22 protein-coding genes and 1 pseudogene are annotated in these 13,919 nt (G+C 36.0%); 17 read left to right on the plus strand and 6 right to left on the minus strand.

Annotated elements, in window-relative coordinates:
* Window positions 1-115 precede the first annotated feature (115 nt).
* The 6 genes and pseudogenes from VIX88_RS03120 to VIX88_RS03145 all read left to right on the plus strand — a co-directional run bounded on the left by VIX88_RS03120 (window position 116) and on the right by VIX88_RS03145 (window position 5,900).
* On the plus strand, window positions 116-820 hold the full coding sequence (locus VIX88_RS03120) for a phosphoadenosine phosphosulfate reductase family protein (RefSeq protein WP_214194023.1): 705 nt from the start codon (window positions 116-118) through the stop codon (window positions 818-820).
* A complete protein-coding gene (locus VIX88_RS03125; protein ID WP_214194024.1) occupies window positions 795-1,520 on the plus strand; it encodes a DNA methylase in 726 nt (241 codons plus the stop codon). Before VIX88_RS03120 ends, VIX88_RS03125 begins: the two co-directional genes overlap by 26 nt.
* Window positions 1,510-1,992 (plus strand): terminase, encoded by a 483-nt coding sequence (locus VIX88_RS03130; RefSeq protein WP_064968274.1) that lies wholly within the window; start codon window positions 1,510-1,512, stop codon window positions 1,990-1,992. Before VIX88_RS03125 ends, VIX88_RS03130 begins: the two co-directional genes overlap by 11 nt.
* A gap of 94 nt (window positions 1,993-2,086) precedes the next feature.
* Complete coding sequence (locus VIX88_RS03135; RefSeq protein WP_214192818.1) at window positions 2,087-3,385, plus strand: PBSX family phage terminase large subunit; 1,299 nt, start codon at window positions 2,087-2,089, stop codon at window positions 3,383-3,385.
* Between the two features lie 113 nt (window positions 3,386-3,498).
* Entirely contained in the window at window positions 3,499-4,857 is a 1,359-nt protein-coding gene (locus tag VIX88_RS03140) for a phage portal protein (protein ID WP_038693940.1), read from the plus strand.
* Window positions 4,857-5,900 (plus strand): annotated as a pseudogene (locus VIX88_RS03145) (hypothetical protein). The gene VIX88_RS03140 and the pseudogene VIX88_RS03145 overlap by 1 nt, the downstream one beginning before the upstream one ends.
* Here VIX88_RS03145 and VIX88_RS03150 read toward each other — a convergent pair.
* The 4 genes from VIX88_RS03150 to VIX88_RS03165 all read right to left on the minus strand — a co-directional run bounded on the left by VIX88_RS03150 (window position 5,895) and on the right by VIX88_RS03165 (window position 7,024).
* On the minus strand, window positions 5,895-6,098 hold the full coding sequence (locus VIX88_RS03150; RefSeq protein WP_013447244.1) for a hypothetical protein: 204 nt from the start codon (window positions 6,096-6,098) through the stop codon (window positions 5,895-5,897). The pseudogene VIX88_RS03145 and the gene VIX88_RS03150 sit on opposite strands and share 6 nt — an antisense overlap.
* On the minus strand, window positions 6,080-6,229 hold the full coding sequence (locus tag VIX88_RS03155) for a hypothetical protein (RefSeq protein WP_214194025.1): 150 nt from the start codon (window positions 6,227-6,229) through the stop codon (window positions 6,080-6,082). The genes VIX88_RS03150 and VIX88_RS03155 overlap by 19 nt, the downstream gene beginning before the upstream one ends.
* A 284-nt stretch (window positions 6,230-6,513) precedes the next feature.
* Window positions 6,514-6,744: a hypothetical protein gene (locus VIX88_RS03160; RefSeq protein WP_250206832.1), complete on the minus strand. Its 231-nt coding sequence runs from the start codon at window positions 6,742-6,744 to the stop codon at window positions 6,514-6,516.
* A gap of 13 nt (window positions 6,745-6,757) precedes the next feature.
* Entirely contained in the window at window positions 6,758-7,024 is a 267-nt protein-coding gene (locus VIX88_RS03165) for a hypothetical protein (protein ID WP_004917868.1), read from the minus strand.
* A gap of 133 nt (window positions 7,025-7,157) precedes the next feature.
* Here VIX88_RS03165 and VIX88_RS03170 point away from each other — a divergent pair, with 133 nt between their 5' ends.
* Together VIX88_RS03170 and VIX88_RS03175 are read left to right on the plus strand one after the other, a co-directional pair.
* A complete protein-coding gene (locus tag VIX88_RS03170; protein WP_214194026.1) occupies window positions 7,158-7,802 on the plus strand; it encodes a hypothetical protein in 645 nt (214 codons plus the stop codon).
* Window positions 7,803-7,817: 15 nt separating this feature from the next.
* Entirely contained in the window at window positions 7,818-8,057 is a 240-nt protein-coding gene (locus tag VIX88_RS03175) for a hypothetical protein (RefSeq protein WP_250206833.1), read from the plus strand.
* On the opposite strand, the gene VIX88_RS03180 is transcribed toward VIX88_RS03175, so the two are convergent.
* Window positions 8,037-8,915: an IS982-like element ISRa1 family transposase gene (locus VIX88_RS03180; protein WP_127919812.1), complete on the minus strand. Its 879-nt coding sequence runs from the start codon at window positions 8,913-8,915 to the stop codon at window positions 8,037-8,039. The genes VIX88_RS03175 and VIX88_RS03180 overlap by 21 nt on opposite strands.
* A gap of 55 nt (window positions 8,916-8,970) precedes the next feature.
* On the opposite strand from VIX88_RS03180, the gene VIX88_RS03185 reads away from it, so the two are divergent.
* From VIX88_RS03185 to VIX88_RS03225, 9 genes are all read left to right on the plus strand, one after another.
* On the plus strand, window positions 8,971-9,177 hold the full coding sequence (locus VIX88_RS03185; RefSeq protein ID WP_214194225.1) for a hypothetical protein: 207 nt from the start codon (window positions 8,971-8,973) through the stop codon (window positions 9,175-9,177).
* A 21-nt stretch (window positions 9,178-9,198) separates the two neighbouring features.
* Window positions 9,199-10,281: a major capsid protein gene (locus VIX88_RS03190; RefSeq protein ID WP_016058386.1), complete on the plus strand. Its 1,083-nt coding sequence runs from the start codon at window positions 9,199-9,201 to the stop codon at window positions 10,279-10,281.
* On the plus strand, window positions 10,281-10,604 hold the full coding sequence (locus VIX88_RS03195; RefSeq protein WP_214194027.1) for a DUF6706 family protein: 324 nt from the start codon (window positions 10,281-10,283) through the stop codon (window positions 10,602-10,604). The genes VIX88_RS03190 and VIX88_RS03195 overlap by 1 nt, the downstream gene beginning before the upstream one ends.
* A complete protein-coding gene (locus VIX88_RS03200; protein ID WP_214192810.1) occupies window positions 10,598-10,921 on the plus strand; it encodes a hypothetical protein in 324 nt (107 codons plus the stop codon). The genes VIX88_RS03195 and VIX88_RS03200 overlap by 7 nt, the downstream gene beginning before the upstream one ends.
* Window positions 10,922-10,935: 14 nt before the next feature.
* The gene (locus tag VIX88_RS03205) at window positions 10,936-11,355 is read left to right on the plus strand and encodes a hypothetical protein (protein WP_250206834.1); all 420 of its coding nucleotides are present in this window, start codon (window positions 10,936-10,938) and stop codon (window positions 11,353-11,355) included.
* Complete coding sequence (locus VIX88_RS03210) at window positions 11,352-11,762, plus strand: hypothetical protein (protein ID WP_214194028.1); 411 nt, start codon at window positions 11,352-11,354, stop codon at window positions 11,760-11,762. Before VIX88_RS03205 ends, VIX88_RS03210 begins: the two co-directional genes overlap by 4 nt.
* Before the next feature lie 27 nt (window positions 11,763-11,789).
* Complete coding sequence (locus VIX88_RS03215) at window positions 11,790-12,296, plus strand: hypothetical protein (RefSeq protein ID WP_004917852.1); 507 nt, start codon at window positions 11,790-11,792, stop codon at window positions 12,294-12,296.
* 79 nt (window positions 12,297-12,375) lie between these two features.
* Window positions 12,376-12,837: a hypothetical protein gene (locus VIX88_RS03220; protein ID WP_004917850.1), complete on the plus strand. Its 462-nt coding sequence runs from the start codon at window positions 12,376-12,378 to the stop codon at window positions 12,835-12,837.
* Window positions 12,838-12,854: 17 nt separating this feature from the next.
* Window positions 12,855-13,040 carry a hypothetical protein gene (locus tag VIX88_RS03225; RefSeq protein WP_004917849.1) on the plus strand — a complete coding sequence of 62 codons (186 nt, stop codon included), beginning with the start codon at window positions 12,855-12,857 and terminating at the stop codon, window positions 13,038-13,040.
* A gap of 168 nt (window positions 13,041-13,208) precedes the next feature.
* On the opposite strand, the gene VIX88_RS03230 is transcribed toward VIX88_RS03225, so the two are convergent.
* Complete coding sequence (locus VIX88_RS03230) at window positions 13,209-13,919, minus strand: phage antirepressor KilAC domain-containing protein (RefSeq protein ID WP_153938377.1); 711 nt, start codon at window positions 13,917-13,919, stop codon at window positions 13,209-13,211.

The raw sequence follows: 13,919 nt of genomic DNA on the forward strand, positions 1-13,919 counted from the left end.
TTATTATGCCAGAACCAGCAAAAAAAGGCACAGGTAAACCTATTACAAGAGCCAAGAGAACAATTCAAAACTCGGGTATTAAAGCGAGAATAAGAAAAGTTATAGGTAAGAAGTAATGAACCTACTAGCCGACACAATGAAGAGTATTAAAGCCTTGTCTGAAAAAACGGACAGGGTTTTACTCTTTCATTCTGCCAATGGCAAAGATAGCATCGCTTTACTTGAAATGTTAAGCCCTTATTTCAAAGAGGTAAAGTGTGTGTATATGTATATGGCCAAAGACCTTTCGCATATAAACAAATATATTCTTTGGGCTGAAAAAAGATATAAGAATGCCTCGTTTATTCAAACCCCACATTACGCCTACTACAACTATAAAAAATTAGGTATCTGCGGGACTAATGAGGTAAATTATGCACAATACAACCTATCAACAATTACAGAAAAAATTAAGGAAGAAACAGGTATCCAATGGGCAGTGTATGGGTTTAAGCAAAACGATAGTCTTAACAGAAGATTGATGTTGCGAACCTATGAGAACGAAATAACAAACGAAGAGACACAAAAGATATATCCATTGTCCAAGTGGACTAATAAAGAAGTTTTGCAGTTTATAAGTAAAAAAAGACTTATAGAACCATTACAATATGGAAATGTAGGAAACACAAGGTCGCAAGGAACAGATGTAACAAACCTTTCTTTTCTTTTATGGTGTAGGGCAAACGCTCCAGGGGATTTAAAAAGAGTTATAGAAGAGTTTCCCGACACGGAAAGAATTTTATTTGAATACGACTATGAAAAACAAAATAAAGCAATCTGAAACTAGAACTATACTAAGAAGCCAAATAACACCAGCTCCATACAATCCAAGAAAGATAACTGATGAAGCAAGAAAAGCCTTAAAAAAGAACATCAAGGCAAACGGCATTATAGGGGGAATGGTATGGAACGAACTAACCACAAATTTAGTATCGGGACATCAAAAGTTATCTATTGCTGACGAAGTAAATAAATATAATCCCTCCACAAAAGAGAACGATTACGAGATAAAAGTAGAAGTTATCAATGTAGATTTAAAGACGGAGAAAGAGCTAAACATATTCTTTAACTCCAAGTCCGTACAAGGAGAAATGGACTACCAAAAATTGGCTTTAATCGTTCCTGATATTGATGTAGATTTAGCGGGTTTAGATGATATAGACCTTTCTTTTATAGAGGTAGAACTACCTAAAGACTTAAATATTGAAGTGCCTACTTTTGAACCTCAAGAAGAAAAGAAAGAAAAGGCGAAAATACAAGATAGTGAAGAAGAACCCTCACAAGAGGAAAAAAAACAAGCCGTAAAAGAAGCTAAAGCGAAAGTTAAGGAGGGGACCTTTTACGAGGGAGACCCTTATATCACAATATCTTTTGACAGTTATGAGAATAAAGTGTTTTTCTTAGAGCGATTTCACTTAAGCGGAGATACTAAGTTCATAAAAGGAGAAGAATTTGCAGAAATAATAGAGAATGGAGAATAAAGTAGGAAGACCCACGAAATACGACGCTAATTATCACCCTGCACAAGCATTAAAATATTGTTTGGCTGGACTTACTGATGCTCAAATGGCTAATTTATTTGAGATTACAGAAGGAACTTTAAATAATTGGAAGAACGAACACCCTGAATTTTTAGAGTCCATAAAAAAGGGAAAAGAAGAAGCTGATGCTAATGTAGCTTCTACTTTGTATAAAAGAGCTTTGGGGCATAAGGAAAAAAGACAAGTGCCAATCAAAGTAAAGCAATATGACGAACACGATAGACAGATAGAGAAAGTAGAAGTTGTAGAGGTAGAAGACTATTATCCTCCTGAAACATCAGCCCAAATATTTTGGTTGAAAAATAGACAGCCTAAAGCGTGGAGAGACAGACAAGATATAGAGCTGAACCAAAAAGGTAGTATCAACATTTCGGACTGGCTCAAAATAAACAATCAGCAAGAAAAAGAGTGATTTTTTAAAAACAATATAATTTGGTCTAGTAAAATCCCCAGCGTGAGACCAAAACGAGGCAAAAAATACACCTTTATATTGACAAATTCACAAAATGCCAATAAAAACACAAGAAGTATATAACCCTCTTTACACCAACAAAGACAAGTTTATTATACTCCTTACTGGAGGTAGAGGGTCTGCAAAATCCTACAATGCGACCACCTTTGTAGAGCGATTATCTTTTGAAGCTGGGCATAAGATACTCTTTAGCCGTTACACGATGACCTCCGCTCGTATTTCTATCATTCCAGAGTTTGAGGAAAAAATAGAAAAAGAGGGCGTGCAGGAGTATTTTACAGTAACAAACAATGAAATACTAAATAAATTTTCAGGAAGTAGTATTTTATTTAGAGGGATAAAAACTTCGTCAGGAAACCAAACGGCAAACCTTAAATCCATACAGGGGATAACCACCTTCGTGGGCGATGAAATGGAAGAATGGGAAAGCGAGGAAGATTACGAAAAGTTAATCCTATCCATTCGTCAGAAAAATAAACAATTAAGAGTTATACTGATACTCAACCCTACCGACTCCGACCATTTTATTTATAAAAAATACATTGAAAACACCCATAAGATAGTACAGATTGACGGTGTAGATGTGCAGATAAGCACCCACCCCGATGTTCTACATATCCACACGACCTATTTAGACAACATAGAGAACTTGTCAGAACAATTCTTGTCTAATATAGAACGTATAAAACAGGAAAGTATAGAGCAGTGTACTATAAACGGTAAATTAGACCAAGCCCTATTCAATAAGAGCAAGTACGCTCAAAAAATCATAGGCAGGTGGGCTGATATGGCAGAGGGCGTTATCTTTACTAATTGGAAGGAAGGCGACTTTGATACATCTATTCCTTACTGCTATGGTCAAGATTACGGATTTAGCATAGACCCAGATACCCTAGTTAAGGGAGCTATTGACCACAAAAGAAAAATTATCTATGCTGATGAGAAATATTACGGAAATAATCAACTCTCAACAGATGATTTATATCTGCTAAATAAAAGCCTTATAGACCGAGAAAATGATTTAATAGTAGGCGATAGTGCTGAGCCACGACTAATTGAGGACTTGCGTAAAAAAGGATTAAACATAAAACCAACAAAGAAAAAACCTGGCATCGTGTCCGCCTCTATTTTAAAAATGTTGGAATATCAAATTATTGTAACCGAGAATAGCTATAACCTCAAAAAGGAACTCCGCAATTACACTTGGAACGATAAAAAAGCGGGTATCCCTATTGATAAACATAACCACTTGATAGACGCTCTTCGTTACGGCTTTATAGAACTTGACGAACCTATCCAAAACGATTTACAGCAGATTGCGAGTATTTTGTAAATAAAACACGCTTTTAAAATCGAAAATTTAGTTTTTCTGTCAAATCCCCCTCTATTGCTATTGTTAGCGGTTTTTGGTATAGTTAATTTTGTGATTATCACTAATATATCATTATGAATACCATTGCTCAAGAAATAGAAAAACATAAAGGGGAGCGTACTTTGCCTGATATTACGCTGTTCAACTCCCAATATGAAGTAAAAAAGCATAAAATTTTTACCGATTTGGTAAAATACCCGGATAGAACGGTGGTGTCAGACTATACAGACGAAAAAGGAAATAAGCAAAAACAAAAAGTAACCATACCCCTTAATCGCATCGGTCTTCCCTATCAAAAAAAGATAGTCAATATAGCAACTACCTTTTTATGTGGCGAACCTATCAAATACACGAATAACCTCGAGGACGATGAGCTATTTAAAGCCTTTTTAAAGGTTATTGAAAAAAACAAGATGAAATTTGTGGATAGAGAAATTGCAACTTCTGTGGGGCGATTTACAGAATGTGCCGAGCTTTGGTATTTTACCGATGAACCTAACGAACATTATGGGTTTAGAGCAAAATTTAGGCTAAAGGTTAAAGTTTTGACACCTGACATTTATAGCTTATATCCGAAATTTGACGAAAACGACAACCTTATTTCTTTTGCTCGGGAGTTCAAGAATGGAAATAAAACCATTTTTGAGGTTTATACAGACGAAAGAATTATCCGATACGAACAAGAAAAAGAATGGAAAAAAATAAGCGATATTCCTAACGCAATAGGAAAAATTCCGATAGTGTACTACAAGCAGGAAAATGTAGAGTGGGCAGATGTACAAACTGCCATTGAAAGATTGGAGCATATTTATTCTAACACCGCAGAAAGCAACGACCGCTTTTCTTTTCCTATTTTAAAACTAAAAGGTAAAGTAACAGGACAATTATCACAAGACAAGTCTGGGCGTGTACTTCAGTTGGAAGAAGGAGCGGACGCTGAATTTGCCAATCAACCCCAAGCCAACCAAAGCCTTACGGAAGAAACCGACCGTTTAGAGCGAGATGTTCACGACTTTACCGCTACACCAAACATTAGCTTTGACAATATGAAAGGTTTGGGTAATATGTTAGCAGGAAGCAATGCTGAATTTTTGTTTTTATCGGCACACCTCAAGGTAATGGACAAGCTGGCTATTTATATTCCTGCCCTTCAAAGAAGAGCAAGCATCATCAAGTCGCACCTACAAATGTTCAATGTAAAACTAAAGAATAATGACTTAGATGTAGAGCCAATTATTACACCTTTCATCATCAATAACGATGCGGATTTCGTTCGTTTCTTAATGGAAGCTAATGGCAATAAGCCTCTCTACTCGCAAGAATATGCTATGCAAAAACTCGGCATTAAGAATCCAAAAGAAATGATACAGCAGATACAAGAGGAAGACGATAGAATTAACGAATTGGCTAATAGTAAATCATTCGCTATCTGATGGACTTTGATACGCTACATAGGAGACGAGTAAAACAATACGGAAGAACCCTTGAACAAATCTACAATGGTTTAATTGTAAGGGTTTCATCTTTGGTGGTTAAGTCTGATATTACAGACAAGATTTACCGCTTCCGCAATAATAAAAAAATACTGCTGGAGATTGAAAAGGCTTTAGATTCTTATTACAAAAACACGCTTAATACTATCAATATTGGTACGGAGAAACAATGGCTATTTGCAAATGAAAAATACAATGCTTTGCGAATAGCTACTTTGGAAAGGTTAGCTCATAAACTAAGCAAGGAAACCTATATCCGAGAGATTGAAAAGGTAGCAAAAACGCCTCATAACCTCAAAGCCTTACATTCTTTTCAGCAACGAAAGATAAACGATTTTACACTATCCGAAAGAGTTTGGAGTATCACCCAACAAGTAAAGTCCGAGTTAGAGATGGCTATTGATGTTAGCCTTTCGGAGGGAATAAGTGCCAATGAACTCGCTCGTAAAATCAAAAAGAACCTAAACGAACCTGACAGACTATATCGCAGGATAAGAGATAAACACGGTAATTTAGTATTAAGTCAAAATGCCAAATATTATAATCCAGGTCAGGGCGTTTACCGTTCGGCACACAAAAACGCTTTACGATTAGCTAAGGAGGAAATTAACACCGCCTACCGCACCAGCGAACAAATAAGAATAATGCAGAATAATGATGTTGTTGGTGTGGAAATTCACTTATCCCCAAGTCATAAGGTTTACGACATTTGCGATGAGTTAGCAGGAAGATACCCTAAAAACTTCATCTGGAACAAGTGGCATATTGGCTGTATGTGCCACAGAAGAACCATTTTAAAAAGCGATGAGGAACTCATAAAGGAACTCAACAATAACCAAGAACTGCCGCCTGAAACCTCTAAATACTATATAGGAGCAACACCGAAGCAGTTTAATCAGTAGGTTAAAGACAATAAAGACCGCTTTAAGAATTGGAAGTATAAACCCGAGTGGATAGAAAATAACGCCAAATTAATTTCATAACTTCTCCGCCTCCCTTTTAATAAAAGCAACCAAATCATCAAGGTTTTTTTGATTAAACCAATGGCGGGGATTATTATCATTTTTTTTACAATTAAAGGTAGAGGCTTTCACTCCCATAATTTCTGCCGCCTTTGTTCCTGTCATTCCAAATAGGTCTAAGATTTCTAAAATCCGTTCCTTTATTTTATCATTATCCATATAAGCCCAATTACAGCAATGCCAATTAAAATAACCTGTTCCAAAGACAACTCAAGAACAAAAGTCTTTTCGTAACCCTCCGTGTTTATTTCTTTCCATTTAGAACGGAGACTTTTTAAAAAATATTTCATAACTTTGTTTTGTGAAAAATCAATGAGGTGGGATTTTAACCCCACCGAGTTAGAAATTAGAAAATTAGTTTTAATAAATCTTTGATTGCTACCAACAACCTGATTTTAAAACCTCTTTTCAGCTTTCTAAAACTCAATTCAAATCTGAATTTCATTGATTTTTAGTTAAAGTTAAACAAGCGAGGTGCCAACTCGCATAACTGACTTTCAGTTACCCTACAAATTTACGATAATTTATTTAATCGTACAAATAAAAAGCCCTCTATTTAAGGGCTTTTTTAATATTATCCAAGAAATTTTTTAAACCACCTTTCGGCTTCCATTTTATTTTTACGAATGGGAATATCCACTTTTAAATCCTTTGTTTTGCTTTCATTGGTGGTCATTACTTCTCCTTGTAAATTCACACAGTAATTGTGTTCGTTTCTGGAAAGCTCGTATAAGTTATGGCTTCCGTAATTAGTAAAAGTAAATCCTTTTTGCATCAGAAATTCTGAAAAATTAAATGTACTCATAGTTATTTGGTTATTAGTTTTTAATCCATTTTAACACCTCTTCCGTTATAAATATGGGTCTTTTGCGTTGTCTTAAAGAATCATAGCCTCCCCTTATTATTTCTTCAGGAAGTATCTTGCCCTTTAAAAGTTTATAAACTTTCCGATTGTCCACCCCCATAGTCTTGGCAAAATCATCAATAGACATTGTGATACTCCTTGCCTTTTCTATAAGATAAGCACTCTCCATCATTTCAAAGGTGGTCATATCGGCTATTCTCTTGTGTAAAATCTCGTTCATATTTTAAAACACGCTTTTAAAATCAGAAATTTAATTTTTAACGCTATTTGTTTGGTTTTCCTATTGTAAGGAGTTATTACTTAAAGTAGTTTTGTAACACAAAGATACTAAAAAAACTAATAACCATTTATCTATGAACAAAAAAATTCTTGAATTACTTAAAACTAAATACAAAGATTTAGGGTTAAGTGAAAGCATTTTGAAAGTTACAGCCGACAGATTGGCAAGAACGGTCAAAGAAGAAGCAGAAGAAGCGGAAATCACCCAAGCGATTGAAAGCGTGGAAAGTGAATTGCGTATGTATCAATCCTTTGAGGACAGGAATCGAACTCTTTTAAAAGAGGTTAAGGATTTGAAAGAGAAGTTAGAGAAGAACGAACCAACTCCAAACCCCGAACCAAATCCTAATCCAAGACCAAATGAGGGCAATCCTGAACCAAATCCAATGTTGGAATTACTGAAAGAATTAAAAGGGGAAATCACCGCTTTAAAATCCGAAAAAATCCAACAGACCAATAAGGAAAAGCTAACTGCAAAACTTCAAGAGTTAGGTGTAAATGAGAACTTCTACAAGTTGCATATTGACGGAAAAACCTTTGAGAATGACGAGCAAATCAACGAGTTTGCGAACCAACTAAAAGAAAGCCAAGATGCGTTTACACAGTCTATTAACAACGATTTGCTGAAAAACCAAAGCAACCCATTGTTTGGAGATAGAGCAGTAGAGGGACAAGTTTCTGCCGATGTTCAGGATTATATCAAAACCAAGTTTAATTAAAATCAGAACTAAGAAATGAAAAAAGTTAAAAAAACGGACGGCATTGCTCGCCAGATTGTCGTTTTTGACCAAGTGGACTCAACTTATGCTGGCGGAGTCCATATTAACGCAGAAAAAGCAAAAGAAAGATTTTCGGACGGTGTTGTTCCCGCAGGAACGCTTTTAATTCCTGATACAGAGGGTATGTTCAAACCGTTGAACGATGATTTATCTACTGTCAACTCGTTGTGCATTTTAAATAATACTGATTTTTAGATGATTTAATTTTCTTTGGAAGATAAATTTATTGATATATTGAATAACCGTTGCGGCGGTTATTTTACTGATTATCCTTGTTTTAAAGCCTTCAAAAGTTTTAGCATTGTTTCTTTTAATCATAAATTGGTCGCAAAGTTGAGAGAAAAATGTCTCAATTCGTTTTCGCTTTTTCTTGTACAATGAAAATTGAGGAATATAATCTTTCTGATTACTTCTCATTGGTGTATCTAATTTAATATTAGCATAGTTAAATAAATCTATTTGAACTTTTGCTGATAAATAGCCTCTATCTCCAATTAAAGTACAGTTTCGCATTTGCTCACCAATATCTTTTAAATAGTGGATGTCGTGAACGGATGCAGGGCTTATATCAAAATTCTTAATCACACCATTTAAAGAACATACTGCGTGTAGTTTATAGCCATAGAAATATAATTTCTGTGAAGCACAATAACCATATGTTGGTGAAGAATAGGATTGCTCTTTACAAATTTTTGAACGAGTAGAACGAGCATTTTCACAAACTTTCATTGGCATGCTATCAACGATAAAAATATCTTCAAACTCATTGAACTCCATCGAAATACGCTGTCTAATTTGCTCTGTTTGTAGGGATAGTCTTCGTTTTCGCTTATTGTAAACACTTCTTTCAATTTTGTTTATCAGAGAGTTTGGCAATTTTCTAAATAACTGTAATTCGCTATCAATACTCAAGTATTCAGCAGTAATATTAAGACTTATGACTTCTAAATCGCTCATTTTAGGTGTTCTTCTCTGATAACTAATCAGTTGATTTTCTGAAAAAAGTCCTAAAACTTCCAAAATTCTTTCATATATTTGCTCTATGTTGTTCATTTATATCGTTTTATAGCAAAAACAATATACTGATTTTCAGTCTAATAAACAACTCTTGTTTTTTTCATTTCATAATGCACAACGGGTTACTGTCAATGTTGTAGGAGCAATCGGGCTAACCGCTCACGATGTGGCTATTGATGATATGCCTTTAGTAGCTGTTGTTATGGCTGGAACTGCAAGGAAAGATGCTTTACCTGACAAAGAGAAAGCAGGTGTAGGATTTATCAAAACGGTTCTTCCAAGAATTTCATTCGTTTAACCTTAAAATAAAAACTAAACTATGATAAACGCAAATAATATTATTCCTGAATTTAGTCAGGCAAATTTGGAAGCTGTTTTGAACGCTTACCCTTTGGGCGAGTTTCAATACAGAAACTTGTTCCCGTTGGAGTTTAACCCAACCTTGAACTTTGCAAGTATAGAGGGGTCAATGGGAGCAAAAATAATGGCTGACATTGTGGCTATTGGCTCAAAAGCATCAAGAAAAGGGCGTGATTTTGTAGAATCAATCAAAGGAGAAATTCCAAAGATTGAAATTGCAAGGGATAAAGACGAGAAGGACTTGCTTAGAATCCAACAACTAAGAAACTCTGTTGCTCTTTATCCTCAAAATCAAGCAATAAAAAACCAGCTCATTGATAAAATTTACGAAGATGTAACCTTTGCGGTGGACGGGGTAAACGCTCGTTTGGAATGGGTAGCTAAACAGTTAATTTCTAACGGAAAGTTCAAGACCACTGTTAAAAATAATGCTGGGGGCGTGGCAAATGTGGAGATTGATTTTAAAATCAAAACTCAAAATGCTAAGAAAAATTGGTTTAGTGCAGCAGATGCTGACCCTATTAAAGAAATTACAGATTTGCAAAGCGAGGCACGAGGCAAAGGGTATAGATATACTACTATCACACTTGAAAGAGATGTGTTAGATGTATTACTTGCTAATCCTTTGGTTCGTCAGTTTGTACACGGTATTCCTGTAAATTCTTCTACGGTATTGCCAAATATCACGGTAGAACAGTTAAATGCCCAACTGCAAGGAAAAGGGTTGCCTACATTCAGATTGGTAGAATCGTTTGTCGCTCACGAAAACAAAGCAGGGCAAGTAGAAGCCACTAATGGTTGGGAAGCTGGAAATATTTTGTTTTCTGTGTCTCCAATCTTAGGAACTACACAATATACAACTACTACGGAGTTTAATATGAACTTCCCTGACGTAATGAGTAAGGCGGTCAAAGATGATTTTATCCTTGTGAAAACTTTCGGACACCAAGACCCGATTAGTATTTCAACCAAAGGAACTGCGTTTGCCGTGCCTGTGTTGAACAACACAAGACAAAATTTAATCTTAAAGACGAAATTCTAATGACTATCGGGGAGTATATCAAAGAGAAACTAAATTTATGGTCGGTGTCTTACTCTGACGCCTTAATTAGTGCAGAATTATCAAAGTTAGACTTGCAAATGGAAAGCGAGTATAACAATGAAACAGCCTCTAAATTAGATTTGTTTTTCTACAATTTACTCCCCGAAATGTTATTGCTCCCAAACAGCGTTAGTGAGGGCGGATACTCTATATCTTTTGATAAAAAAGCAGTAGAGGGCTATTATCAAATGCTATGTGAGAAACTGGGGAAGCCTAATCTTTTGCCTAAACCAACAATTAAGGACATTTCTAACCAATGGTAAAGCAGTATCCTTACATATTAAAACTTTTTCAAGAAGCAGAAGCGACTTTTAACCAAGCTACGGCAGAATGGGAAGGTGGGGAAGCGAAGTGGGTTACTGTCGGCTATTGTAGAGATGAAATTAACGGTGGTGGTAGTAAGATTACCAAAACAGACGGAGAGGCTTATGTTTATTCAGCGGTGGTTTACGCTCCAAAACATTGTCCAAGCATCAACACGGGGGCTAAAATCCAGGTGTGGAACGGCAATGTTTTAAGGTTGGAGGCTACGGTACAGCGGTTTGGTAAAGAACAATTACACACAAGAATATGGGTTTAGTTCCAAAGTTTTCTATGAATGATATAAATGCTATTCTAAAACAAGCAGAGGAAGACTATACCCAAAAGTTAATAAGGGCTTTAAAATTTGTGGGCGAAAAGTGTGTTAATGAAGCTAAGGCTAACGGGACATACCAAGACCAAACAGCCAACCTTAGAAATTCTATCGGGTATATAATTGTAGTAGACGGAAGGGTAATTGAGGAAAATTTTAGCATTTCAGCTAACGGAAGCGTGCCAAGCAAAGAAAACCCATTGAAATACGGCAGAGAGTTAGCCTACCAAGTAGCACCAAAATTTAGAGGTATCGCTCTAATTGTGGTTGCAGGAATGAAATATGCCAGCTATGTAGAAAGCAAAGGGCGTGTAGTGCTTACAAGTGCGGAACAATTAGCGAAAATACAAGTGCCAATATTACTAAAACAGTTGCAATGAAAAGAACGGTATTAGACGGAAAACAATGGATTTTAGACTTGCTACTTCGGGCAAAAGTAAATGAGTTCATCAATGGGCAAATTTACAAAGACAATCGCCCAGTAAACAGCAACAAGGAGGATATTGTGATTAACTCGCTAACGATGACGAACCAAATACTACAAAATGGCGTTTTCAATATCAACTGCTATGTGCCTAAAAAGTCTGTAACGGTAGGTGGTATCACGCAACTGCATAAGGACAACAAGCGTCTAAAGGAAATAGCGGATAAGGTCTATGCCATTTTAAACGATGTTTGGGAAAACGATTATAACCTTGATGTAGAAACACATCAGGACTTTGAAGAACAAAACGAAAATTATTACAATTTCAGGGTACAGCTTAATGCCTACCCTACTTTTAACTAAAAAAATAACCATTAAAACTAAATTATTATGTCAAATAAAGTAAACATTGGACTTGCCAGTATTAAAATTGGCGAAATTGCATCAGATGGAGGAATGGGAACTTCTCTTGAACAGATAGGTGTAACCAATCAAGGCTCCTGCAAAATCAACTTTGAAGATGCCGAGAAGAAAGAGTTTTTCGTAGAGGAATACGACGACCCTTTTCACGTAGAATACACGCAAGGTAAAATAAATATCCAATATCAAATTGCCAATCCCGATATTGATACCATTGTGAAAGTATTTGGAGGCTCTAAGTCTGGGTCGGGTCCATCAGAAGTGTACAAAGCACCTAATCAATCTGTAACCATTGAACGTTCTATGGAAATCACTCCCAAAAAAGGATTAGGGTTTAAGTTTCCAAGAGTGTCTATTACGGCAAAATTTACCCCAGATATTGGAAAAGAAAACTTGTTAATGTTAGATATTACGGCTTCCGTTCTAAGACCAACGAAAGACGGAGAACCAAGATTCTCTATGTTTAAAGTCGCATAACTTCTATTTTTCTATTTTTTAATTGTTGAAATACCTATCTGCATTTGTGGGTAGGTATTTTTTCTAAAAGCAAAACACAATGACAACAACAGAACAAATACAAGCAGAAAAAAAGGAACTCGACCTACTCACGGGAAAAGGGTTTGAAATAGAGGTAACTTCCTTTTTTGGAAAAAAAAGAAAATTCCAAGCCAAAAAAATGGCTTTGGGACGTATGCTTAGGCTATCTAAGATATTTATCACTATGGAGCTTAACGATGAGGCGTTAAACTCAAAAGATTTTCAAGAACAACTGTCCGCTCAATACCAAGCAGTATTACAAAACGCTCGTAAAGTAGCCAAAGTGATAGCAGTTTGCGTTACGGATAACAAACTTCTCTCCTGGTGGATACAACGACAAGTATTAAAATCTTATACTTCAAAAGAAATACTGAATTTCGCCCAAACATTACTAAAAGAGGCTGACTATGCAAATTTTATACTCTCTATCGCATTGTTAAACGGAAATCGTCCAACCAAAGCGAATCCGATAGAGAAATAAAATCTATATACGGCGTTATGGGGCAAATATGCCACCATTTCGGCTGGACTTTAGATTATTTGCTTTGGGAAGTAGATTGGCGTATCGTACAGCGAATGCTTATAGATGCTCCTAACTACGACGATGATAAGAAAGAGAAAGAAATTGACCTTACCGAACAAACGCCAGAAGATTTAGAAAAAATGTTAGAGAAGTATCGGTAAACAAAAAAGGCTTTAAGTTTGTTGCGAAACTTAAAGCCAAATCTGTTATTCTGAAACAAGGGAACTTAGTCCCCCTTACTCACAAAAGCAAATTTAGTAATATTTTTTAATATTCTGCTTTGTGAATTGTTAAAAAATAAAAGTACCCTTAATGGGTGCTTTTCTATATCAGGCACTTTGTAAGCGTTTAGATAAAGCCTCGTGTATAAATAAACGCCCTTTTTCAGTCCATACCGTCTGCATACTGGTTTGGGTTGCTCCTTTAGTATCGGTATAGGTATGCGTTTTAGTTTTCGTATAGCCTTTATTTTGATATTTGTGGTAGAGTAGCCAAGTGCCACCTTGCCGATACTGAACTTTTAAATCTTGTAACTTTTTGTTAAGCGTAATGGCACTCATACCTAACTCTTTTGCTATTTGATTGGTATTATAAGTGCTTTCGCTTTGCAATACTTCTTCATAATAAGCCACTTTCGGGGCTTGTTTTTTGAGTTCTGCCTGTTGCAATTCTATACGCTCTGCTTGTTGGGCGGCTAATTTCAATGCTTCTGCAAAGGTCTGTGGTAAAGCGTAAGCCCCTGTGCGGAGTTTCTTCTCGCACTCTATAAAGTAACGCCTCGCTTGTTTGCCTTTTTCGTTACCCTCCACCATTGCCAACTCTTTCGCTGTATCAATACTTAAAACATATTCGTGCTTCCAAGTTCCACGCTCCACAAATTTATGGAGCGTAAAATCTTGCTCTTCTATAAATCCGTATTTCTCAATCCTGTTTTTTATCCAAGTTGAAAAGTCTTGTTTACTTTCTAAAAAAGAATGCAACTCTCTTGCCGAAACTGCTTGCTGTCCGTTCTGTTCTGTAATTTTGATTAACGCTTTCAT

Source organism: Riemerella anatipestifer, from assembly GCF_035666175.1.
GTDB lineage: Bacteria > Bacteroidota > Bacteroidia > Flavobacteriales > Weeksellaceae > Riemerella > Riemerella anatipestifer_D.